Genomic DNA, 23619 nt, shown 5'->3' with positions numbered 1-23619 from the left:
GAGGTGTTAGGGTATTCGCGTTAGCCCCTAGAGTTTGCAAAACACCTGTCGCAACTAGCGGCCCGTAAAGTTTCAGTGCAAGCTGAGCTCCTCCCCGTACTGCCCCGGAGTCATCCATGATTAAGCCTGCACTTTCCCGCCGCCACCCGAGCGCACTTCAGTCTCGAACACTCCGCGGCGCCGCATTCGCCGCCGTTTGCGTCACCACACTTGGACTACTGTCGCCGGGCGCGGCTAACGCCGATTCGCTGACCAGTTCAACGTCGTCGCCCAGCCCCACAGCATCCGCCACGAAAACCAGCAGCGCGGCGACTGTTTCGCCGTCGGCCTCCCCCGCCGCCACCGCACAAAGTACGACGACGGTTGCGCCCACTATGTCCCCCACCGCAACCGCAACGGCCTCTGCGGTTCCAGCACCGGCCGGAAGTAAAGAGGAACAACTCCTCAAAGCCATCGGCCCAGCTGGCGCCACAATGGAGACCAACGCTTCAAAGAAGTACGTGTCCTCTGGAACCAGCGGCGTGCTATCACGGCAAGCCGTGAGTGCTGAGGCCTTTAGTGCAACGCATTGGCGTCCCAGCTTTGGAGTTCCTGGCCAAGACGTCAGCGCCTATCAGGGAAATGTGGATTGGGCATCGCAGTGGTCCCAGGGTTCGCGCTTTGCCTATGTGAAGGCCACCGAGGGTAGTTTCTACACCAACGCGAACTTCGCTCAGCAATACAACGGCTCGCGCCAGGTTGGTATGACGCGCGGCGCATACCACTTCGCTATTCCCAACTGGTCCTCTGGAGCTTCCCAAGCCAAGTACTTTGTGGCCAACGGTGGTGGATGGAGCGCCGACGGTTCCACACTTCCTCCCGTGATTGATATTGAGTACAACCCCTACGTGGGACGCACAGACCTCGGGTACAACACTGGAAATGTTTGCTACGGGATGACCGCGAGTCAAATGGTTCAGTGGCTCAAAGAATTCGGTACCACCATGAAATCGCTAACCGGACGTATTCCGGCGATTTACACCACCACTGACTGGTGGACGCAATGCACAGGAAACTCTGCTGCTTTCGGTGACTACCCGCTATGGCTGGCCGCATACCCGCTCTCCGCGAGCAACGACGCAGGCACCCTGCCCGCAAGCTGGAGCACCTACAGCATGTGGCAATACAGCAGCACCGGACCATTCTTGGGTGACTCCAACGTTTGGAACGGTGATTCCGCTGGGCTGAAGCGTTTTGCTGGCGCCAGCGCTCCGGCTCTGTTCACAAAGGTACAGCGCCTCACATCAGGTGATTACACCTCAGACGGACGCGCCGATCTGTTGACGAAGACCGCTGACGGAAAACTGCTGCTCCAGCGAGGGCTCGCAGATGGGACTTTCGGTGCAGCGACCGTGATCGGCACAGGGTGGGATATCTACGACGTCGTCACTGCCACCAAAGATTTTAATGGTGACGGAAACGCTGATCTCCTCGCGCGCGACGCCAGCGGGAATTTTTGGTTTTACGCCGGTGACGGTCAAGGAGGACTTCGCCCACGAACACAAGTTGGCTCTGGGTGGAGCATTTTCAAGTCTGTACTCGCGCCGGGTGACTTCAACCGCGATGGGTTTAACGACCTCGTAGCCGTGGGGACAGACGGGGTGCTATGGCTTTATGCCGGGAACGGAAAAGCAGGATTTAAGCCTCGGATCAGCATCGGTCAGGGCTATCAGCAGTTCGCTTCTGTCCTTCCTGCCGGTGATTTCTCGGGCGATGGGAAGGCAGATCTTTTCGCCATTTCCACGTCCGGAGACCTGTATTTGTACTCTGGGAATGGTTCTAACGGTTTCGCATCTCCCGCTATTGCTGGCCGCGGTTGGGGAGCGTTCGATTCTGTGCTCGGTGGCCTCGACATCAATCGCGACGGTAAAAGCGACATCGTCGTTCGTAACTCCAGCGGCGCACTCACCACGTACTTAGGCGGCGGTAAGGGCAATTTTGCGATGTCGGTGCAAGTTGGCAGCGCATGGCAGGTATTCGCGAGGGTGCTAGAGGCTGGCGACTTCGACGGCGATGGGAACACCGACGTTTTGGCCGTCGCCAAGACGGGGCAACTCTATCTCTACCCGGGCAACGGGCACGGCGGATGGTTGACCCGGCGACAAGTTGGCGCCGGATGGCAAACATTCACCTCTGTTTCAGTGGCCAAAGACTTTGATCGAAAAGGCGGAACGGCCCTGCTGGCCAGGGCCGTCGATGGCACACTCTTGCTCTACCCGACTGACGGGCGTGGGAACTTCCTAGCGCCTAAGACGATCGGTAAGGGCTGGCAAATCTTTGCCTCCATCGTCGCGACAACCGACTGGAATGGTGACGGCTCCGGGGACATAATGGCCCGAACGTCGCAAGGGGCACTTTTCCTGTATCCCGGCAACGGCTCAGGAGGATTTCTTTCACGACGACAGATCGGAAGTGGATGGGATATCTTTTCCGCGGTAGTGGCCACTGGAGATTTCAATGGTGATGGCAAAGCCGATCTTCTGGCGAACACCTCGTCCGGCACAAATTGGCTCTACCCGGGAGACGGCGTGGGAGGCTTCAAGCCACGTACGGCGCTTTCAGGACCATGGCAAACAGCAGATCAGAAGATGCCCGCATTTGGCTTCACCTCTGGTCAACAGAAGAATATTTTGCTTCGGCGCACGGACGGTTCCGTGTGGGTGGCAGCCGGCAACGGTAAGGGCGGAATGCAAAATGTCTTGCTAAGTTCGGGCACCAGCTAGATACAGACGGGACAGGTTCGCTCATGCAATGTGTCGTATCCTTGAATGCGGTCGCTACTTCGCAGGCCCACGCAGTTCCATAATTTCTCTCAAAAGGAGTCCGGTCCGTAATGGATATCCAGAATCACTTCTACGGCCACTCCGCGGTTTTAGCCGGTCACGCAGGTCTACCCCGCCCACGCCATATGCGAGGGCTGCTTCAGCACGGCTGGACACCCGTGACACCAATTTCAACGCACTTTGCCGATCTAGCCAGCGCTGCCCCCGCAGGCAATCTCTTTGTGTGGACCCACGATTCTCGGGGGTGGACCGAAGAAGAGTCGGTTCGCGAGACGGGCTTTAGAAGCACCGCAATCGGCGCCCCCGCCCTCTATTTAGCCGAGATGGTCAACCGCAGTGGACCTCCAATAGAACGCACTATCGACGCAGTCGTTTTCCCTTTCCACGGCACACGATTGGTGTCCGTGGACGGCGACCAGAACGCATATGCCCGTGAAATTTTTGAGCGCGAAGGATCGGCTCTCGTGTGTATGCACGTCGACGACCTTCAAAAGCCAGAAATCGTCAAGGCCTGGACAGACGCTGGTCACACCATTACCAGCGCAGGCGAACGGCGCGACTCAGCATTCCTGGCTCGAGTTATGTGGTTACTCATGAGCTCCAAGAAAGTAATTTCCAACCGTTTGGCAACGGCGCTAATTTACGGGGCTGCGGTAGAAACGCCGGTGAGTATCTACGGGCCCCATTTCCAGATCGCCGGTATTCAAGAAACCTCTTCCGAAGAGTATCTCCGGCGCTTGTGGCCTGAATTCTACGAAGACGCCACCGATGGCCCAACACTCTTGTCCGTTGCACGGGCGGAGTTGGGCTACGAATATATGCAATCGCCCGAGGAACTTCGGCACACGCTCGGGTGGGACACGCCCTCCGTTCGGGCATTCGCCGACTACTGGGTTGGTGCCCCAATTGCGAAAGCTCAAGCGATCCTAGGGCTCAAGAAGCGCGAAGTCGGCCCGTTGGTTAACGACGTCAAGCCATCTCCGCTTCACTTCCTTCGTGACCCATTTGAGCACCTTCCGGACCGACTAGCCCGTTCGTCCTCCACCACACTCGTTGCCCCCAAAATGGACTACTTTGGCTGATTCAGCAAAAGCACCGGTATCTCACACGAGGCAATCGGTCTACTACCTGCTTGGAGCAGCGCTACAGGGACTAGGCGCCCTTTTAGTACAGCCGTTCTCCATTCGAATCCTGGACTCTGCGGAGTGGGGGCGCGTAGGTTTTTCCGCAGTAGTGTTGCAAGTTGGCCAGGTGGTATTGTCCGCAGGGTTGCCCCTAGCTATTACCCGCGCGTACTTCCAACCAGAAAACGGTAAAGCCCACGCTCGGGCTATACACGGAGCAAACCTGATCCTGAGTTTCGGTATTTCTCTGATCTCCGCACTATTTGTCTATTTTTCAATACCGGACAGTCACGTTGGGGCGACTTTCGCTTTTGCTGTGGCGTCCACTGGTCTGCTCAGTATCGTGGTGAGTTCCCAAGCCATTCTGCGAAGCCAACGTAGAGCTCTGGCCTTCGTGATGTTGAGTGGGGCTGCGTCTCTGGGAGCGCACCTGTGTGGACTTATTGCGATTAGTTTGTTCTCAGCCGACTCCGCCACCTACATGGCCGCGTTCCTCATTGGGATGGCAATTACCGCTGGCGTGTCCTTCAAGCTTGCACCACCACTGTGGCCCGGAAAAGCATGGATTGCGGTGAAATCTGCGTTCAAGCTTGGCTTGCCTCTGCTTCCCCACAGCATTGCCATGATGCTGATGATGCAAGGCGATTCGTTCCTTGTACAACACTTCCAAAATTCTGTAGGCTCCGGACGATACGTTGCCGCAGCAGCATTTGCCCTGGGCCCGTTCGCTGTTCTCTCGAGTTTGAACAATGTCTGGACAGCGAGGCTCTTCGAAGCGTCCCACAGCAATGGGCTGCTCGTCGTGGCACGGCAGCTTTCGACTCAGGCAGCTCTCATTGCCGGTGGTCTTGTGCTTTTGGGCAGCTCCGGAGCGACAGTGGGAATGCTCGTCCTGAAGGGGAACGACCCCGAAGTCATGATGCTAGCAAAGGTGCTGCCCGCAGTCGGCTGCGGTTATGCACTCTACCTGCTGGCAATGTCAGTGTTGTTCGCTAAACAGGAAACCCGTTCGTTCACGTGGGTTACACCGTCTGTGCTGGTGCTAGCTGGCCTTGTTGGCCTGTTCGCTGCCCAGACCACCAACTACTGGGAGCTTGGTGCCGTCAAAGTCGGCGCGTTCGGTATTCTTGGCTTGGTGTATGCGGTGCTTGCAGCCAAAGCGTTGCGAGAGGCATTCCCGTGGCGTCCATTTGCGTTGACAGCAGCTGGAGCAATAGTGGTTGTCGGCCTGAACTTTCTAGTGCCGAACACACTCCTCGCCGGATTGATCAGCATCGTTGTCGCGTTGGGCGTTTGCGCCGCCGGTTTTATGCTGGTGCGCAAACGGGTCTAGCATCTTTGTAGAAACTGCAACCACCACTGCGGATTTAAGTACGCCATCGAGATAGGTACGAAATGCATTCATCCTACGAAGTAGCCGGTCACAAAATCGGTAGCACCGAAAAGCCATTTATCATTGCTGAAATGTCTGGTAACCACAATGGGAGCCTTCAGCGGGCCTTGGACATTGTGGACATGGTGGCGGACTCTGGCGCACAAGCCGTTAAGCTGCAAACCTATACCGCAGACACCATTACGATCGACTCCAATAAGCCTCAGTTCCAAATCGGCGAAGACCATGCTCTCTGGGGTGGCAAGAATCTTTACAAGCTGTACACGGAAGCGCACACACCGTGGGACTGGCATGCTCCGATTTTCGAACGTGCGCGTGAACGCGGTCTTATTGCTTTCTCCAGTCCTTTCGATTCCACTGCCGTAGACCTCCTGGAATCCTTGGACGTTCCGCTGTACAAGATCGCTTCTCTGGAGATCGGGGATCTGCCTCTGCTCCGCTTGGTTGCACGGACTGGCAAACCAATCATCCTCTCCAACGGCGCAGCAAGCCTTTCTGATATCGATACGGCTGTCAAAACCATTCGGGCTGAAGGCAATGATCAAATCGTGGTTCTTGCGTGCACCTCTTCGTACCCCGCGTCGGCTTCAGAGTCCAACCTTCGGACTATTCCAGTACTGCGCGATGCCTTCGGCGTTCAGGTTGGTCTTTCCGACCACACTATGGGCATCGGTGCCGCCATTGCTGCAGTTGCACTTGGCGCAACTGTCATCGAAAAGCACGTCACGCTGAGCCGAGCTGACGGTGGCGTTGATTCTGATTTCTCCTTAGAACCCCACGAATTGCGCTCCCTTGTTGAGGAGAGCCGCACCGCGCAAGAAGCACTCGGCTCCCCCGTGATCCAACAAACCACTGGCGAATCCGCGAGCCTCAAACTTCGCCGTTCCTTGTACATCGTCAAGCCGGTGAAGGCTGGCGAGATTGCCACCGCGGAGAATGTACGTTCGATCCGTCCCTCCGGCGGCTTGGAACCCGCCCTATACGAGACTGTGCTTGGGCGCCCCTTCCGCGTTGATGCCGAACCCGGCACTGCGCTGACCTGGGATGTTATCTAGTCACATGAAAAAGAGCGGCCAGTGAAACACAAGGGAAAATTGTGTTTCACCGGCCGATCTTTTGAACCCTGTCTAGCTTAATTTGGGGTTATAGATGCCGCAGTTTTGGTCAATCGATACCACAACTCGCCATCAATTCGCTCGAGTTCCCCAACATAACCGGCACCCTGAAATAGTTTGAACGATTGCACGTTCGATTCCAGCATTGCCGCTTGAAGGATCGCTTCTGGATGATCGACGAAGAAGTGTACTTCAGCCGCAGCGAGAACTGCAGAGGCCATTCCGCGCCCTCGCATCTCTGGTGCGAGCGTAATAGAGGCTTCCCAAACATTGGGTTCCACAACATGAAACCGGACAGTACCAATTCGAGCACCCTCAAACTGTGCGATCAACAAACAGACCTCGGGGTTTGCAACTGCGCGGGTTACCCAGGCAACATGGTCACCCCAGTGCAGCTCGCCCCTTTGGCGCGAAACCGCTCGTACGGAGGCTTCGTTTCTCCAATCGAACAGAATCCCTGCATCTTCGACCGTCGCCGGTCTAATCGATAGCTCCGATGGCTCATCCATTAGCTGTTCCCATTCCGTCACGATTCTGTCCGCCCCAGCGCCATCAAGAAGTTCGGTTGACTGAGTCGAGAGTTTCCGGCGGAGTGAATCGCTCAGTAGCAATTGTTGAATTTTTTGTATCGCAGCGGCCTCGTCTAGCTCCCCCGTACTGATGTCCCCCAGTCCAACGGCTATTCCCCGCTGAATGGCAAATTGATAATTGTCGTTCTGGTTGCCTACAAGCTGTACAAGGCCGGTAGGGACGCCGAGGGTTGCAAGTTCCCATGTGGTTGTTCCAGCACCACTGATAACTACATCCATCGTGGGGAAAAGTTCAGGGACGTCTAAGGAAGGTCTAACGAGTTCGAGGGTTTGCCCCTCAAGAAGTTCAATACCAAGCGTAGAACGTCCGTTCGGGTCGACAGCAACGCAGTGGGAAGGAACTGCAGCTTTGGCCCAAAGTTTTACCAAGGTAGCTGTCATGTCCCGAGCGTCAGTTCCACCCATGATGATCATGACGCGCTTGATAGCCGGGCTATGTTTTCCGACGGATCGCAGCTGCCTGATGGAACGTCTAATCGGAATCGACTTTGTGCCCCGAAAAAGCCTGTAGGAGCCGTCATCCGGGCGGTGCAAGACCTCCGCACCCGGCGACGGGTCAATGATGATATCTGCTCGCCGCCGCCCGTAAGTGCCGTCCTCCATCGAGGAGAAACGAACCGATGAGCGGTTAAGGCATTCAAAAATAGCGCCTTGTTCCACGTAGGTATCAATGTGCACCAAATCAGCACCAACGGAAACGGCCAGAGCGGCAAGTTCCTCCGCTGACTTTGGACCCGGATGCACTCGAGAACAAAGTGCTGAAATGAGCTCCTGACCCACAGGGCTCGCAACATCGCCAGAGAATTCAACGCTATGGCCCGCGGCCAATGCAGCCTCGGCGATTGCCATAGTCCTGATCACATGGCCTAGGCCCTGCGACTTGGTGGAATCGCATCGGAGCAAAATGCGCAAATCAGCCCTCTTCCAGCGCTTTCTGTTCAATATGCGCATTGAGCGCAACAATATCTGGGTTCTCGTCTAGAACGTGGAGGATGCCTCGCCAGGACGGGATGTCAGTGCCGATTTTAGCCACGAGTGCGTCCAGAAGCTGAGCGTCCTCGTCAGTGTCCAGTGTCACCCGGAAGTGGTTGTAGCTGGGCTGGAAAGAAAGCGAACCAGTTACGAAGCCTGCTCCTTCTTCGTAAATGGCGCTTGTCACGTGTGCTCTATGGTGCGGCTCCGTGCGCTCATCTGCCTTGAGCAGCGCCGATGAGCGGACTAATTCGACGTCGAGGCCACGGGGAAGCGAACGGTGCTGGGTCGTGGAGACATAATCGACCATCTGATCTTGCCGCCACAGGTACACCACTTGTGAGATAACCGCAGGATCCAAAAGAGGACAATCGGCGGTAAGCCGAACAACAGCATCTGCGTTTGTCGTCTTGGCGGCCAACAAAAAACGCGAGAGCACGTCATCCTGTGACCCGCGAATAACCCGGACTCCGTGCTTGCGACCGAAGTCTTCAATCACGTCATCATCCGGTAGATCCGAGGTGGCAATAACCACCTCGTTGATACCTTGGGCCGCCCTTGCGGCTCGCAATACCCATTCAAGAACTGGCATGCCGCCAAGGTCCCTCAGGACCTTGGCGCGCAAGCGCGTGGAGCCAACCCTCGCCTGGATGACCGCGACGACGCGGGGTGCTTCAGCAAGGTTGATGCGCTTGATTTGCTGCGTATTCAGGTCTGTGCCGCTCATTCTCCGACAATCTCCAGAACGTTCTCAATGACCATATCCACCTGGTCGTTGGTCAGGGTGGCGAAGAGCGGGAGGCTAATTTCCTGAGCGTAGAACTGCTCGGCGTTAGGGCACATGCCCTTTTTGTATCCCATGTCTTGGAATACGGGGTGCCAGTAGCTCGGGATGTAGTTAACTTGAACGCCGATACCCCGGGTGCGCAGCTCGTCAAAGATCGCCCGACGGCGCTCCGCAGGAACTCGCAGCGGGTAAAGGTGCCACATGGGTTCAGCGCCCTGCTCAACGCCCGGCAACGTGAGGCTCTCGTTGCCAGCGAAGGCGGCGTTATAGCGGTCGTGGATCTCCTGACGGCGAGCCTTGTACTGGCCGAGGCGAGCAATCTGACTTGTGCCGAGCGCACAGAGGACATCCGGGAGACGGTAGTTCAGGCCGAACTCCTGGACCTCATAGAACCAGCTTCCTTCGTCCTGAGCACGCATTTCCTTTGGATCGCGGATCATGCCGAGTCCCTTAAAGTTGCGGGCTCGCTTGTCGAGTTCAGCACTCGTGGTGACGACTGCACCACCTTCAGCGGTGGTGAGGTTCTTCGTCGGGAAGAAGGAGAAGGTCGTGAGATCCGCGAGCTGGCCGACGGGCACGCCATTGAGCGTGGAACCGATCGAGTGGGCAGCATCCTCCAGGAAGAGCGCGCCAGACTCTGCGGCCAGCTTCTGGAACTCGGGACCCTTGACAGGGTGGCCCGCGTAGTCGACGGTGGCAATGACCTTTGTTTTCTCGGTCACAGCTGCCGCGGCAGCCTCAGGATCGAGATTTCCCGTGAACGGGTCGATGTCAGCGAAAACGATCTTCGCCCCGAAAGCACAAGCCGTGGACTGGGTTGCGACAAAGGTCATCGGAGTTGAGACGACCTCGTCGCCGGGCGCCAAGTTAGCTGCCGCGTACGCGGTGTGAAGGGCGGCAGTACCACTTGTCACAGCCGTGGCACTAGCCCCGCCTGCCACCTTAGAAATGGCCGCTTCAAAGCGTGCTACTTCAGGTCCCGTCGTCAGCCAGTCGCTCTGGAGCGCAGCGACGACAGCGTCAACGTCAGCTTGTTCAATATCTTGGCGTCCGTACGGAAGCATCCTTACAGACCCTCCGCCTTGAACATGTCGCGGAGCTCGTCCACGGAGAGGAAACGGTCGTTGCCGTCCGATTGGTAGCTCCAGCCGTCCTTGACCGGTTCAGCACCTTCGGGGCGCTTGTATCCCCAGCCTTCGAGGTGTGGCTCAACGATGTATCGGTCGCCAACCGAGATTGTGCGGCGTGAATCGTCTGCAGCAATCATTTCTTCGTGGAGCTTTTCGCCGGGGCGGATGCCAATCTCGTGGACCTTGGCGTTCTCGTCCACGGCCTTGGCGAGATCGGTAATTCGGATGGACGGGATCTTAGGTACGTAGAGCTCGCCACCCTGCATGATCTCGAAGGAGTCCAATACAAACTTAACGGCTTGCTCGATGGTGATCCAGAAGCGGGTCATGCGGAAGTCTGTGACGCCGAGAGACTCGCCGCGTTCTGCCATGGCCTTCCATTTGGGAACGATAGAACCACGAGAACCCATAACATTGCCGTAGCGAACCACGCAGAAGCGGGTGTCGTAGGCGGCAGCATAGTGGTTGCCCGAGATAAAGAGGCGGTCTGCGCAGAGCTTTGTGGCACCGTAGAGGTTGACCGGGCTTGAGGCCTTGTCCGTGGACAGTGCCACAACCTTTTTGACACCCTGATCAATCGCTGCGTCAATAACGTTCTGTGATCCTCGAACGTTAGTCTCGACAAATTCAAACGGGTTGTACTCAGCAGTGTCCACCTGCTTGAGGGCTGCTGCGTGGATAACGTAGTCCACACCGTGGAAAGCCCTGTTGAGTCGGTGGCGGTCACGAATATCGCCAATGAACCAGCGCAAGCGCGGGTCATCGTTGAACATGTTGCGCGCCTCGAACTGCTTTAGTTCGTCACGGCTGAAAATGACCAATCGACGAACATTATGGTTCGCAAGAATTTCCTTGATCAGTGCCTTACCAAGCGAACCTGTGCCGCCCGTGATCAGTACCGATGCACCGTCCAACATGGACATGCGTCTCACCTTTGCCTTCGTGTCTCGTTACACATACATTGTCAGAAAAACTGGGTTTTCTCTCACCGAAGCGAGAGTCGTATTACGGCTTAACGACGTGCGCGCTCAACGTCCGAAGTCCGGGCCACATACGCTTGCTGACCACCTTTGGAAGGAGCGACGCAGCATTCAATCTCGATGTCACGTGGAATCGAGCAGCACGCGCTGCTCTAGTCCAATTTAGCGCCGTGAACTCGCGAACCTTCTCATCGAAGAAACGACGCTCTTCGGCAAACCGCCGACCATCGAGGGCGCGGACCGAGCTGTCCGATTCACGGTGACGGCGGTACTGGAAGCAGACCGTTCCCGTCACAAACATCTTGCCGCCGTCCATAATCACGTCAAGGGCAAGAGCCAAGTCTTGAACCACGTCATAGCCCTGCCGGAAATTGTGCGTTTTGATGGCAGACGCGCGCCAAGCGACAGATGGGAAATACAACCAGTTTCCGTCGATGAGATTGGCGGCCAGAGCCTCGCCCTCAACGATAGCGGAGGAGGCCTTCCCCACCAGCGAACGCCGCATGGCGGCCTTGATACGGTCCATCAGCGGCAGGTACACTTGGCCGTTCTCATCGATGACCTCGATGCCCGGCTGCACAATGTCCACCTCGGGGTTTTCGAACGCCGCACGGACTGTAGCCAGATAGTTCGGCTTCATGAGGTCATCGGCACCCATAATCACAACGATCTCGTGCTCGATGAGTCCCACACATTTGCGGTAATTGCCATTAGCGCCGAGATTCGTCTCATTTTTGAAGTAAACGATTCGGTCATCGCTCGCCACAAGCTCCTCAAAGTATGCCGGGAGTGAGTCATCGGGAAAACCGTCATCGACGATCGTGAGTTTAAAGTCAGTATCCGTCTGCGCTAACACGGAGCTGACAGCGGCCTTCATCATGGCGACGTCGCCGTAGTACGGGAACATAACGTCAATGGTCATGCGGTCCTCATTTCCATCGGTGGAGAGCAGTGTTGAGCTGGTGTCAGCGTCACGAGTTTGGTCAATATCCTACGATTCGTCCTCGAGCCACGGCTTGCGCGCCTCTTTGAGTGCAATCCTCCGAGACAGTTTGGTCAGTGCCACTTCCTGGCCACGGAACCGCTGGTAGGTCGATGCCATAAAGATGAGGAACGACACAATAAACGCGTAGAGGACTAAGTCAGTTCCGCGTCCGATTCCCACGAAGCTCGCGACACTTTGAATAAGTCGCGGAAAGAGAATGGACATAACTGCTGTGACGGCGAACAGAATAGTCATCATGCGGCGAATAGCAGTGTGCCGAGCATTGGCCGAACCACGCATAAGGACAAAAGAAAATAAGATAACGCCAAGAACCAGGACGAGCTGAACAATGAATTGCATGGTTACCTCAAGAACAGTTCGGCCAGAATATTGACGGAGTTCAGCAGGGACTGGCCCTTCGCCTTGGAATAATCCGTGTAGATAATCTCGACCGGATGCTCCACCCAGCGAGGCTTCATTTCAGCGATCTGGTTGACGAGCTCAGAGGCATGGGCCATCCGGTTTTGCGTCAGGTGAATACGGCTGGCAACATCCCGGTTGAAAACCCGGAGACCGTTGTGAGCGTCCGTGAGATTCATTCCCGTAGCTAGGCGGCTCTGCAGGGCAGCGGTTTTGAGCACAACGCGCTTCATAGGGCCGATTTTGGTACGCGAGTCCAAAAAGCGGGAGCCGAGGACGATGTCCGCTTCCCCCGAATCGATTCTTTCCACCATGGCCTGTGCATCCTCGATACGGTGTTGCCCATCGGCGTCGAAAGTCACAATCGAGGTCATGTTTGGGTCTTCGAGCGCATAGGAAATTCCGGTCTGCAATGCCGCTCCCTGACCGAGGTTAATTGGGTGCTGGACGACGACGGCGCCGGCGCTTTCAGCGACCTCCGGCGATCCATCCGTGCTGCCGTCGTCGATGCACACAACATTGGGGAACACCGTCTTGACGCGACTAATGACGTCGCCGACGACAGTCGCCTCGTTATACATCGGGATCACAATCCATGCTCGATTCACTCTTATGAGTATTCCATACAGCTCCCGTAATCAGCGGGTTAGCACGACGCGTCTTGCAGTTAGCCGAGGCACATGGCTCTACGGCGATCGGAGAAGAACAAGATTGTGAACCAGAGAATCAAGACCCAAAGCACCGTTTGAACACGCCGCCGAGGACCAGATAACGCAACGCGCGGCTGCGTCAGACGGCGAGTTGCTTTGGCTCGGCGCCACGTATCCAGCCAAGCCTAGTAGTCTTTCCTTGACGTTTAGGAGTTGATCAATGTCCTGGTGGGAAACCCTACCCACGCTCGGCCTTGCCGTCGTCGTCTTTTTCGCGCCGGGCCTCGCCCTGTTGTGGGCGGCAGGCGTCAGAGGACCGAGCTTGGCTGTACTAGCCGTTCCAGTCACTGCCACAGTGGCCGCCTGTGCGGGCATAGTCTTTGGCTACACGCATATACCGTTTAACCCGGTGACCATCGTTGCCCTGACAGTTCTTTTACTAGTTTTGGTACTTGTAATTAGGCGCCTAGTCGACAAGTACACCTTGCATTCTTCAGCGCTGAAGCTGGCCCCGCCGGCCCGTGACTACTTCACCGGGCACAGGATCAACCAGCTGATGATCCCTCTTGCCGTGGCCATACCGGCGATCATTATTGCTGCCCGGTACATGTCAGGCTTCGGATCTCCGGAGGCATTCTCCGAAACTTATGACAATGTCTACCACCTGAATGCTGTCCGTTACATCGCCGATACGCAATCCGCCAACACACTTACTTTGGGCAATCTGACTGATGCTTCTCAGGGCCTATATCCAGCGGGTATGCATGCGATGCTTGCTTTGGTATTGATGTCCGGTGCGCAGTCAATCACCATCGCAGTGAATTGGGGAACGATCCTATACGCTGCTTTAGTCTGGCCGATGGGCGCAATTTTCTTAGTAAGCCGGATTGTTGGTTCGCGCCCCGCTACCCTTCTGGGTGCGGGTGTTCTATCGGCAGGGTTTAGTAGCTTCCCATACCTGATGGTGGCGTTCGGCATCCTGTATCCCAACCATGCTGCCCTGACAATGCTTCCCGTCGCTTTGGGGCTGGCAATCGAGGCTCTTGGTGTACGGTCAGGTCAATTGCGCATCAACGCTCATGCATTGATTTTGTTGGTTGCCATTGTCCCAGGGCTGGCATTGACCCACCCTAGCGCCCTAGTGGCTCTTCTGGCCTTCGCGTCCCCCGCAGTGTTGGCCGTGCTGCTACGCGCTGTAGTCCATTTCAAGCGCGGCCAAATTACTCGTAGGGCATTCGTCTTTTGGCTAGCCGCGGCCATTCTGTACTACCTAGTTACTTTGATCATCTGGATCAAGGCCCGGCCACCAGCGAGTGCCGCGACGTGGCCGCCCTTCCAAAACAACGCCCAAGCACTCGGCGAGGTTCTTACCAGCGCACCGATGGGCACCACCGTCGCCTGGATAATTTCATTTTTCACCGTAGTGGGGCTCTACGCGGTGGCTCGTAATTTCAGACGTCACTGGTGGACCTTATTGATGTTTACCATTGGGGCTGTTTTGTACTTGGTGGTCTCCGCATGGCCCTTCGGCTCGTTCCGTTTCTTTATGACTGGGGTGTGGTATTCAGACTCCAACCGTTTCGCTGCCATGTTGCCTCTGATTACCCTCCCCATTGTGGCTTTGGGCATTGAATGGACTATTCGCAAGTTGAGTCCTGTCTGGGACAACGGCATGACTTGGATTGCCGATCGCGCAAAATCGAAGGAAAGCCCCTTAGCCCGCTTATCGAAAATCCGGACAGGTAGCCCGGCGCTCGGCGTTGGGGCCATAGTGGCCTTCGCTGTACTTGGCGTAGCCGCTCAGGGTGGAACGCTCGCGAAGGTTCAGGAGAAGCTTCACACGACTTTTGAGACTCGTGCGGATTCCTCTTTGGTGACGACGGACGAGCTCACCCTCATGAATCAGTTGGGTACGCTAGTACCCGAGGGTGACGTTATTGTGGGCAACCCACGCACGGGCGCGTCTATGGCGTACGCGTTCTCTGGGCGGAAGGTCATAGCGCCGCACATCGTGGGAGCACGCAGCGACAGCGAGAGACTGTTGATGGATCACTGGGCGGAAGCGGCATATAACCCCGATGTTTGCCCAGTCATCAAAGAAAAGCGCGCCTACTGGGCTCTCGATTTCGCAGACTCTGAAATGGCACCGCGTGGCGAACCGCTTGAAGGAACACGCGACCTTGCCAGTGACTCGGCTCCTGGCATGAAGCTCATCAAAGCCGTTGGCAAAGCTAGGCTCTTTAAAGTAACGGCTTGCGGCTAGCATCTATGTGCAGCCAATAATAAAGGTGCGTTTTGCGCCCCCGCCCGGGGCGCAAAACGCACCTTTTTAATACAGACGGTCTGCTACTTCTGACGATTGAGATATACGGACTTTGCCAATTCAGGCAACACGTTCCTAGCGCACCACTGCGCACCAAGAATCGACTGCCGCTGAAGCGATAGTGCCTCGGCAGCGTTAGTTACGTACAAGGTGCCGTCTCCGAACGCTGGGAAACCCTCACCCAGCTTTTCGTTGGCTTTGTAGCTTGTGTAATCAACGGCAGGCACAGATACGATCAGGACGTCCGCACTGAGCCGCCCCGATTGGGTCCGCGGTAGGTACAAGGAATCATAGGGGAAACGCGCATTAGCGGCGGTGAGCTTAGCGGCGAGCGTGGCCACAGCGGGTGCTTCCTTCATACCGATCCCCTTCAAAAAGGCCATCGGCGAAGAGTGGGTTCCGGACAAAACGTAATCAGAGCCAGAAACAGACGACGCGCTGACCATAAGTGTTGACGCTCCCTGAAGGTCAGGGTAGTCCTCCACGATCTCTGCGATAGCTGTCTTAGCGTCAGCGACAAGTGATTCCATGGGCTTTGTCATTCCAACGGCGGAAGCGACGAAGCTGGCAATGTCCTCCCAACTTTGGGGACTCACATTTTCCGGAGCAAGCAAAACAGGGGCTAGCTTGCTGAGCGACTCGTATTCTGCTTTGCCGAGGCGAGGACCAACTGAAATGAACGCATCGGGTTTGATGTCGCTGAAGAGAGAGGAGGAAAGCGACTTTGCATCGTCATAGTTTTGCAACTCTTCGCTCGTAACGATGGAACGCACGGCCGAGCGATACCAGGGTGACGAATCGCTGCCCGGCCGGGACACGGGTGCGATCCCCAGCGCCACAAGTGTTTCCGCTTCGACGGCTCCCAGAGCCACGAGCCTCAGAGGGACAGAATTCAAGGTAGTGGTGCCGAAGCGGTGCTCAAACGTTTTTGGAAAACCGTCGTTTGATTGCTCAAGAGGTTGCTGGACGGCCGTGGGCGTGGAACACGATGCGAGTAACCCCGCGAGAGGCAACACACCCCCCAAGGCGAGTAACCGTCGTCGGCTGAGAGTACTGTCCGAACCCTGCGACTTCATTAATATTGTCCGTTCACTTCTAGTTTGAGCTTTCTGCATTTGATCTGGGCCTACTTCGAATTCATGAGGCCCAACAGGCGCTCGTCAAAGATCGGCTCGAGGCTCTCAACGTAGTTCTTCGACAAGTGGTTGTTGTCGAAGTAAACGAAGATTCCGCCGATCACGGCGTGACACTGCTTCGCATCACAGAATTGATCTGACAAGTCCATCACCTTGAGGTTACCCGAGCCAAGATCAAGTGCAGCTTTGGCCGTCGGATCAGCTACGAGAGCTTTGGAACGATCAGTGGCACAAGCTAGAGAATCACCCTTCTTCTGAATCACACAGCCTGGTGTGCTCTTACCGAGGGTCAGTGGTGGATCCCGGATCACGATCACTCGAGTTCCGTTCTGGGCCCATTTCGCCTGCCGGCGTTCGACTGTGTCTTTATACTGTGCCAGCTGATCGCGACCGGTGCCGTCGTCGATGGTTTCTTTAACAGAGAAGGTCGAGGTGACAACATAGTCTGGTTTTTGCTTGAGGATCTTGTCAGAAACCTGTTGACTCCATTGCAAACACCGTTCTTGACTGGCTGAATCTAGCCGCGGAGCGTCCATAAATGCGATTCGCTTGACGTCTGCCAACGAACATCCCCCAGCCAGAGATAACCGGACGTGCCACTTTTGCTTTCGTGCAAGATCGAAGAAAGCGACCTTCCAATGTTCAGCGTGAGAATCGCCAACGTACCAAACGGTCTTGGCATTCTTATCCCCACCCGAATAGTCACAATCCTGCAAGAACGAAACATCCTGGACAACGATTTGATCGGTTGCCGAACGACAGCCACTCACAGCAAAGTACGGGGACTGGGCCTTGCCAATATTCAACACATCCGGTGAACCGTATTTGTCCGGGCAGTTTGCGTTGGGCAGCAAACTGGAAGCACCGTAGCAAGGCTGCTGCGCCAAGTTGGCGAGCTTCTGGGCCTCCGCGCCTTCCACCCTGCCAGCGGACAGAACCATGCCTAATGCCAGCGCCGTCACCAAAAGCATGGCTGCAAATCCTGCCAGCAAACTAACCGCCGAGCGCCTGCCTTTATAGAGCTTGGTTCGTCCCGGATCCTCGATGTAACGCTTGCTCAAAAACGCGAGCGCAAGGGAAATCGCGGCGATGATCCATTTGTCCACGTTGCCCAATTCGCGGCCGAGGAAGGGAACTGCCAAGACAATGAGGGGCCAGTGCCACAAGTACAACGAATACGAAACGTCACCGACAAACTGAAAGGGCCTGAATCCAGAAAACGGGATCGCACTGGAGCCCAGTACAGAGCCTGTCCAAATGATCAGCCCGGTACCAACCACGGGGATCAGTGCCATGGCGCCAGGGAAAGTCGTCTCTTGGTTGTAGACAAACAGGGTGACCAAAACCGCAATTAGTCCGATTCCGGCTAGTAGCTGCATCCGGTTTTGAACAAGCTTCGAGGGCGAACGCCTTTGGGAAGCTTTGGTGTCCAAAAATGCCACGGTGCCCAAAGCAATCAGACCGCCAGCAGCAAATTCCCATGCCCTCGTGGTGGTGACGAAGTAGGCCTCGTTGGGGTTAGTCACAGTGTAGATAATGCTGAAAATCAATGACGCGGCGAACACGACGCTCATAGCGATGGTGAGGAATCGCAAAGGGTTCTTACGCCGCCATAGCGCTGCCGCGAACGCACCAGCCAACAACAGTGGCCAGACCACGTAGAACTGCTCTTCGACGGACAAGGACCAGTAGTGCTGGACTACGGTAGCTGTTTCGTGGCTTGCCGAGTAGTCAACAGATTTAGCAGCTAACAGCCAGTTTTCACCATAAAAAGCAGCGGCGATGCCCTCCCCCGCAGCATCAGCCCACCGTGAATACGGCATAAACAACCACGTGCCAGCGAGCCCCAAAGCGCCCACCAACAGGGCAGCCGGCAAAAGTCGCCGCATGCGACGGGCATAAAACGCTGCGAAGTGAACCCGCCCTCGTTTCGTCAGCTCGCCAACAAGGTGCCGAGTGATGAGGAACCCAGAAATGACAAAGAAGATGTCAACGCCAACATAGCCACCGGGCAGCCTATCCGGCCACAGGTGATTTAACACCACTGCTCCAACAGCTAGAGCACGCAAAGCCTGAATGTCTGTGCGAACCTTCGACTTTGGCCCAACAACATCACGCCGCGTGGGCAGTGTAATGGCCTGGTTAACGCTCAATCTACCTATCCCGTCGTACGTGAATCGTTGCCAGTTAGTCGGCGTAAAGGAGGACCTAGTGGCTGTCCCTTGACCTGAGGAACTGCACGACCTCTGCAACAGGTCCGTCCATAAGAACCTTGCCGTGCTCAAGCAAAACTCCACGCTGACACACTCGTTGCACAAGATCTAGGTCATGACTAACGACGACCAGCGTTTGACCCGCGTCTACGAGTTCTTGGATCTTGTTCAAGCACTTGCGTTGGAACGGCTCGTCCCCCACAGCAAGGATCTCGTCGACCAAAAAAACTTCCGGATCAGAATGAACTGCAACGGCAAACGCCAAACGCAAGTACATTCCCGATGAGTAGAACCGGACCTCGGTATCCACGAACTCACCAATCTCGGCGAATTCAACAATGGAGTCGAATCGTTCTTGGATCTGAGCTTCCGAAACCCCAAGAATGGCGGCATTGAGATAGATGTTGTCCCTACCAGTGAGATCCGGATGGAAACCGGCCCCAACCTCAATAAGACCGGCAACTCGTCCACGCGTTCGGACAGTTCCGGAGTCCGGTGTCATTACACCTGAGATGTGCTTGAGCAACGTCGATTTACCGGATCCATTGAAGCCCAAGAGGGCCACCGTTTCTCCCTGCCGAACGTTCATCGTGACGTTGTCCAGGGCATGGAACTTGACGCTGAGATCGCCTTTGCGTCCCTTGAGGAGCCAGATCAGAGCTTCCTTGAGGGAACGGGTATGCCGCAAAACGAACTGTTTGCTGATGCCTTGGATTTCAACGGTAATCGGGGCTACGTCGGACACTACAACTCCTGCGCAAACTTGACTTCCAACTTGCGGAAGGTGAATTGACCGAGGGCCAGAACGGCGGCAGAAACGATCAGTGCAATCGGCAGCCAAAGTTCAAATAGCTGTGGCGGGGCAGCAAGTGCTGTGTCTCCACCGGAGGTAGTGGACCAGAAGGCATAATGAAAAAGTTCGACGCCGACAGTCACCGGGTTCGATTGGTAAACACCGAACCAAAAATCGCCGAGCTTCTCGTGGACCATGGTCCATTGGTACATTACGGGCGACGCCCATGTGGCGATCATTAGCATCAGTTCCACGAAGTTCTCTGAGTCGCGGAAATACACATTAACTGAGCTAAAAAATAATCCCAAGCCCACCGAGAGCATGGCAAGGACTAAGAAGCCTGCCACTCCTGCCAGAAGCCCAAGCAGGGTGGGTCGCCAACCGGTGACTACACAACCAATCACTAGTACAACTAGTTGCGGAAAGAAGTGAGCTGCGGAGACAAATACCGAAGCCACCGGGAAAAGCTCCCGCGGCATAAAGATCTTTTTGATGAGACCCGAGTTATAGACAACGGATTTAGCTGCGTTGTTGAGCGCTTCGGTAAAAAAGTTGATCAGAACAATGCCAGAAAAGAGATAAACCGCATAATTTCCAACATTGCGGTTGAGGCCAAGAAACACCCCAAGGGCAATGTAGAACACAATGAACTGCACTGCCGGTTTAACGTAAGACCAAAGGATGCCCAGAACAGAGCCACGGTAGCGGAGCTTGATTTCTTTGCGAACAAGGAGTTTCAAGAGGTACCGCTGGCGGAAAACATCCTGCAATCCGTGCCCGATACCAGGGCGGATCAGAGGCGCGTCCTGAATTGCTGTCATTCTTCGCCCTCGGTGCTTACTGCAACTGGCGTTCGAGAATCTGAGATGGTGTGCTGGGCAAAGGTGTGTGCCCACACCTCTTGGGTACACAGAGTCGGCATGGTGGCCCGGTATTCAGCTGCCAGGTCATCCCAACGACGTACCAATTGGGCGGTGTTTTTGGCTGAATCCTTCAAGAGGGTCCGAGCTAGCTTAGGATTTCGTTTGTACCATGAGGCTCCCGTGCCGTCAGCGTTGCTGACTACGGCTGAATCAAACTGGGACACTGACCACCATTTGTTATCTTGGTGTGAAATCCGCGCTTGTGGCCGCTCAACGTCTGCACTGGAAACCTCTGCGAGCAACTGTCGCTTCAGCGTCTTCAGACCCCACGGAAGAATGTTGCGCAGCGAGGGCCGCCCGGCAACGGCAGAGCTTCCGCCAATGCTGAGTTCTTTTTGCGCCTCGGGGAAAGCTTCTGGGTCACTCAGGTACACAGTGTCGCTGTGGGTAGCGAGCATCTCGCGAATCCGCGGCAGCGTCGAAGCGAGGGAAGCGTGCAGTTCTTGCGGCCCGTCCAAGATATCTTTGACCGCCCATACCCGCCCCTGAGCCGTTGCATATTGCATGGACAAAGTGTGCTTGAGGTCAGCAAACAAGGCGCCCAAGACTGCTTTGCCACCACGTGCGAAGGGGCTGTACATCAGGGCAACCATCAATCGGTTACGGGCGTGGAAATAAGCCTGCCAGCCCACTAGGTCGTCTTTGTCACCCCACGAGACGTGCCACACTGCTGCTCCGGGCAAACTGACGGTCTGGTAGCCGTGAGCTTTGGCGCGAAGGCCATATTCGGCGTCGTCCCATTTAATAAACACGGGCATGGAGAGACCGATTTCCCGGATTACTGAGGTGGGGATCAAGCACATCCACCATCCGTTGTAGTCAACATCCACGCGGCGGTGCATCCACGGCGTCTGGCGCAGGTTCGAGCGCAAGAAATCGTGTCCCATTTCCATCTCTTCCAGCGGTTGTTCCGGCTGGATTCGGGAAGGACTAACAATTTCACCAAAGGTGTGTAGAGCTGTCCGGTGATGAAGGTCAAACATGTGAGCACCAACAATGGTTGGCTTGCGGCAATAGTTAGCAAACGTCAACAAGCGGCTGATGCTCTCAGGTTCAATCACCACGTCATCATCCATCAGCAAAACGTAGTCACTGCCGTTTTCACACGCCTCAAACATGCCGCGCGCAAAGCCGCCAGAGCCGCCAAGGTTGGACTGCTCAATGATGCGAAGTTTCCCGCCCAACGCTGCTTTGACGTCTTCGAAGCCTTCAGCCTGAGCAAGCTTGTCGCTGCCTTGGTCCACAATCAAAATCTCGGAGACAAACTCCAAGCTTTCAGGGTGGCTAGCCATCAAACGAAGATTGTTGAGGCAGTAGTCAGTCTTATTGAGCGTCGTGATTTCAAGAGTGACGCTCGAAGGGGCCGGTGCGGGCCCGGGAGCCTGCCACTGCGCTGCTTGCATCTGGAGCTCATCACGGCTAGCTACCAGGTCAAACCAGTACCAGCCTCCGTCTCCGAAGGGCAAAAGATCAAGTTCGATCTCGGACGTTTGCTCGCCTTCAAGACGCACATTACGAACCTGCAGCAAAGAACCTTTTGCATTGGATCGGTAAACAATGAGCGTGCCGGAGCCGCTGGTTTGAACCTGCAAGCGAACAGATTTAAGAGTTGTCCACTTCCGCCAATAGCTAGCAGCAAAAGCGTTGAAGTAGCTTCCGAACGAAACCCGCTCCCCTGGCCGTACACGTGTGGCCGTCCGGCCCATAAAGTCTTCGGCGTGCGCTTCGCGAGCCGATGAGCTTAAGCGGACGGGACGCTGACCACGTTTACGGGCCTCTTCCTCGGTAGGGGCCGGCATACCTGCTGCTGTGCCCATGTCTACGTAGAGCGGAGCCGTATCCATTTCCGAATCTTCAGGGAAAACGACTCGCTGGAGTGTGACCCACTCGGCGGTGGGGGCTGAACTTGAGGCAGTCTGCGCGTCCCCTGCGCTCATGCGTCCACTCCTCCACTTTCAATTTTGGTTCCCGCCTCGAAGTGAGGACGAATCTTGTTCTCGAACATGCTCAGTGCTGAACCGATGGCCATGTGCATGTCCAGGTACTTGTACGTTCCCAGACGGCCACCAAAGAGAACATCTGATTCGGCAGCTGCGAGGTCGCGGTATTTGAGCAACTTCTCGCGATCTTCCGCGGTGTTAATGGGGTAGTACGGTTCGTCGCCCTTTTCGGCGAAACGTGAGAATTCACGCATAATGACTGTTTTTTCAGTCTGGTATTCGCGCTCCGGGTGGAAGTGGCGCGGTTCGATGATGCGCGTGTAGTTGACGTCTTCATCGTTGTAATTGACCACGGAGGTGCCCTGGAAGTCGCCGACGTTGAGAACTTCTTCTTCGAAGTCAATGGTGCGCCAGGACAGCTCGCCCTCGGCGAAGTCGAAGTAGCGGTCCACGGGACCGGTGTAAATTACCGGAACCTTTCCAACCACGTTGTCCTTCGAGTACTCGTGGGAGTTGTCAAAGAAGTCAGTGTTCAGACGCACCTCGATGTTCGGGTGCTCCGCCATCTTTTCAATCCAAGCCGTGTAGCCGTTCGTCGGCAAACCCTCGTACTTATCGTTGAAGTACCGGTTGTCGTAGTTATAGCGAACGGGCAGCCGGGAGATAATTCCAGCCGGCAGGTTCTTGGGGTCCGTCTGCCACTGCTTCCCCGTGTAGTGCTTGATAAATGCCTCATACAGGGGCCGACCAATGAGCTGGATGCCCTTGTCGTTCAAGTTCTGAGGATCCGTGCCCGCGAGCTCACCGGCTTGCTCCTGAATCAATTCCCGCGCTTGGCCGGGCGTCAGGTTTGCCCGGAAGAACTGGTTGATTGTTGCCAAGTTGATCGGCAGGGAGTAAACCTCGCCTTTGTGCACGCCGTAGACCTTGTGAACGTAGTTCGTAAAGGTGGTGAAGCGATTTACGTATTCCCAGACTTTCTCGTTTGAGGTGTGGAAGAGGTGCGCACCGTAGCGGTGGATCTCAATTCCGGTCTGAGCTTCCTTCTCGCTGTAGGCGTTTCCGCCAATGTGGTGGCGACGGTCCAAGACCACTACTTTCAAGCCCAGCTCGGTGGCGGCTTGCTCTGCAATGGTTAGGCCAAAGAAACCTGAACCTACGACGACGAGATCAGCGTTCACAAACACTCCTGTGTAGACATGTGGGCAGGCAAAAGTTGAGCTATGCCTGCTGAATAAGGTTACCCGAGATTGCTTTGGAGACTGTTGAGGCGCACCCCGCACTGGCAGCGACCGCCCCAAGTTATCCACAGGGAGCAATTTT

Annotated in this window: 18 protein-coding genes; 5 read left to right on the top strand and 13 right to left on the bottom strand. The window is 55.8% G+C overall.

Going from position 1 to position 23619, the window contains the following annotated elements; genetic code table 11:
* Positions 1-116 precede the first annotated feature (116 nt).
* From ACQQCD_RS01540 to pseI, 4 genes are all read left to right on the top strand, one after another.
* Positions 117-2762, top strand: a complete 2646-nt coding sequence (locus tag ACQQCD_RS01540; protein ID WP_430266629.1) for a GH25 family lysozyme — start codon at positions 117-119, stop codon at positions 2760-2762.
* Positions 2763-2872: 110 nt separating this feature from the next.
* The gene (locus ACQQCD_RS01535) at positions 2873-3904 is read left to right on the top strand and encodes a hypothetical protein (protein WP_430266628.1); all 1032 of its coding nucleotides are present in this window, start codon (positions 2873-2875) and stop codon (positions 3902-3904) included.
* Positions 3897-5279, top strand: coding sequence for a hypothetical protein (locus ACQQCD_RS01530; RefSeq protein WP_430266627.1), 1383 nt, complete (start codon positions 3897-3899; stop codon positions 5277-5279). The genes ACQQCD_RS01535 and ACQQCD_RS01530 overlap by 8 nt, the downstream gene beginning before the upstream one ends.
* 62 nt (positions 5280-5341) lie before the next feature.
* A complete protein-coding gene (gene pseI, locus ACQQCD_RS01525) occupies positions 5342-6394 on the top strand; it encodes a pseudaminic acid synthase (protein WP_430266626.1) in 1053 nt (350 codons plus the stop codon).
* A 77-nt stretch (positions 6395-6471) separates the two neighbouring features.
* Here pseI and ACQQCD_RS01520 read toward each other — a convergent pair whose 3' ends face one another.
* From ACQQCD_RS01520 to ACQQCD_RS01490, 7 genes are all read right to left on the bottom strand, one after another.
* On the bottom strand, positions 6472-7893 hold the full coding sequence (locus tag ACQQCD_RS01520; protein WP_430266625.1) for a GNAT family N-acetyltransferase: 1422 nt from the start codon (positions 7891-7893) through the stop codon (positions 6472-6474).
* A gap of 64 nt (positions 7894-7957) precedes the next feature.
* Positions 7958-8743 carry a cytidylyltransferase domain-containing protein gene (locus tag ACQQCD_RS01515; protein ID WP_430266624.1) on the bottom strand — a complete coding sequence of 262 codons (786 nt, stop codon included), beginning with the start codon at positions 8741-8743 and terminating at the stop codon, positions 7958-7960.
* Positions 8740-9867: an aminotransferase class V-fold PLP-dependent enzyme gene (locus ACQQCD_RS01510; RefSeq protein WP_430266623.1), complete on the bottom strand. Its 1128-nt coding sequence runs from the start codon at positions 9865-9867 to the stop codon at positions 8740-8742. Before ACQQCD_RS01510 ends, ACQQCD_RS01515 begins: the two co-directional genes overlap by 4 nt.
* A gap of 2 nt (positions 9868-9869) precedes the next feature.
* Complete coding sequence (gene pseB / locus ACQQCD_RS01505; protein WP_430266622.1) at positions 9870-10856, bottom strand: UDP-N-acetylglucosamine 4,6-dehydratase (inverting); 987 nt, start codon at positions 10854-10856, stop codon at positions 9870-9872.
* Between the two features lie 82 nt (positions 10857-10938).
* Positions 10939-11835, bottom strand: a complete 897-nt coding sequence (locus tag ACQQCD_RS01500) for a glycosyltransferase family 2 protein (protein ID WP_430266621.1) — start codon at positions 11833-11835, stop codon at positions 10939-10941.
* A 69-nt stretch (positions 11836-11904) separates the two neighbouring features.
* A complete protein-coding gene (locus tag ACQQCD_RS01495; protein ID WP_430266620.1) occupies positions 11905-12258 on the bottom strand; it encodes a DUF2304 domain-containing protein in 354 nt (117 codons plus the stop codon).
* 2 nt (positions 12259-12260) lie between these two features.
* Positions 12261-12926 carry a glycosyltransferase family 2 protein gene (locus tag ACQQCD_RS01490; protein ID WP_430266619.1) on the bottom strand — a complete coding sequence of 222 codons (666 nt, stop codon included), beginning with the start codon at positions 12924-12926 and terminating at the stop codon, positions 12261-12263.
* Positions 12927-13188: 262 nt separating this feature from the next.
* On the opposite strand from ACQQCD_RS01490, the gene ACQQCD_RS01485 reads away from it, so the two are divergent.
* A complete protein-coding gene (locus ACQQCD_RS01485; RefSeq protein ID WP_430266618.1) occupies positions 13189-15231 on the top strand; it encodes a DUF6541 family protein in 2043 nt (680 codons plus the stop codon).
* A gap of 83 nt (positions 15232-15314) precedes the next feature.
* Here ACQQCD_RS01485 and ACQQCD_RS01480 read toward each other — a convergent pair whose 3' ends face one another.
* The 6 genes from ACQQCD_RS01480 to glf form a co-directional block, all read right to left on the bottom strand.
* Positions 15315-16163 (bottom strand): ABC transporter substrate-binding protein, encoded by an 849-nt coding sequence (locus ACQQCD_RS01480; RefSeq protein WP_430266617.1) that lies wholly within the window; start codon positions 16161-16163, stop codon positions 15315-15317.
* Positions 16164-16417: 254 nt separating this feature from the next.
* Positions 16418-18580, bottom strand: a complete 2163-nt coding sequence (locus ACQQCD_RS01475; RefSeq protein WP_430266616.1) for an acyltransferase family protein — start codon at positions 18578-18580, stop codon at positions 16418-16420.
* Between the two features lie 55 nt (positions 18581-18635).
* On the bottom strand, positions 18636-19385 hold the full coding sequence (locus tag ACQQCD_RS01470) for an ABC transporter ATP-binding protein (RefSeq protein ID WP_430266615.1): 750 nt from the start codon (positions 19383-19385) through the stop codon (positions 18636-18638).
* Positions 19385-20254, bottom strand: coding sequence for an ABC transporter permease (locus ACQQCD_RS01465; RefSeq protein ID WP_430266614.1), 870 nt, complete (start codon positions 20252-20254; stop codon positions 19385-19387). Before ACQQCD_RS01465 ends, ACQQCD_RS01470 begins: the two co-directional genes overlap by 1 nt.
* The gene (locus ACQQCD_RS01460) at positions 20251-22293 is read right to left on the bottom strand and encodes a glycosyltransferase (protein WP_430266613.1); all 2043 of its coding nucleotides are present in this window, start codon (positions 22291-22293) and stop codon (positions 20251-20253) included. Before ACQQCD_RS01460 ends, ACQQCD_RS01465 begins: the two co-directional genes overlap by 4 nt.
* On the bottom strand, positions 22290-23477 hold the full coding sequence (gene glf, locus ACQQCD_RS01455) for a UDP-galactopyranose mutase (RefSeq protein WP_430266612.1): 1188 nt from the start codon (positions 23475-23477) through the stop codon (positions 22290-22292). The genes ACQQCD_RS01460 and glf overlap by 4 nt, the downstream gene beginning before the upstream one ends.
* Between the last annotated feature and the right edge of the window lie 142 nt (positions 23478-23619).

Source organism: Pseudarthrobacter sp. J1763 (genome assembly GCF_050490295.1).
Lineage (GTDB): Bacteria > Actinomycetota > Actinomycetes > Actinomycetales > Micrococcaceae > JBNPEO01.
Note: the sequence above shows the minus strand (reverse complement) of the source record. Positions and strands in the feature narration are given on the sequence as shown.

Coding starts and splice junctions, on each gene's coding strand:
- ACQQCD_RS01540 (WP_430266629.1), top strand. CDS start 117: ATGATTAAGCCTGCACTTTCCCGCCGCCACCCGAGCGCACTTCAGTCT.
- ACQQCD_RS01495 (WP_430266620.1), bottom strand. CDS start 12,258: ATGCAATTCATTGTTCAGCTCGTCCTGGTTCTTGGCGTTATCTTATTT.
- pseB (WP_430266622.1), bottom strand. CDS start 10,856: ATGTCCATGTTGGACGGTGCATCGGTACTGATCACGGGCGGCACAGGT.
- ACQQCD_RS01485 (WP_430266618.1), top strand. CDS start 13,189: ATGTCCTGGTGGGAAACCCTACCCACGCTCGGCCTTGCCGTCGTCGTC.
- ACQQCD_RS01515 (WP_430266624.1), bottom strand. CDS start 8,743: ATGAGCGGCACAGACCTGAATACGCAGCAAATCAAGCGCATCAACCTT.
- ACQQCD_RS01460 (WP_430266613.1), bottom strand. CDS start 22,293: ATGAGCGCAGGGGACGCGCAGACTGCCTCAAGTTCAGCCCCCACCGCC.
- ACQQCD_RS01465 (WP_430266614.1), bottom strand. CDS start 20,254: ATGACAGCAATTCAGGACGCGCCTCTGATCCGCCCTGGTATCGGGCAC.
- ACQQCD_RS01500 (WP_430266621.1), bottom strand. CDS start 11,835: ATGACCATTGACGTTATGTTCCCGTACTACGGCGACGTCGCCATGATG.
- ACQQCD_RS01535 (WP_430266628.1), top strand. CDS start 2,873: ATGGATATCCAGAATCACTTCTACGGCCACTCCGCGGTTTTAGCCGGT.
- ACQQCD_RS01510 (WP_430266623.1), bottom strand. CDS start 9,867: ATGCTTCCGTACGGACGCCAAGATATTGAACAAGCTGACGTTGACGCT.
- pseI (WP_430266626.1), top strand. CDS start 5,342: ATGCATTCATCCTACGAAGTAGCCGGTCACAAAATCGGTAGCACCGAA.
- ACQQCD_RS01520 (WP_430266625.1), bottom strand. CDS start 7,893: ATGGCAATCGCCGAGGCTGCATTGGCCGCGGGCCATAGCGTTGAATTC.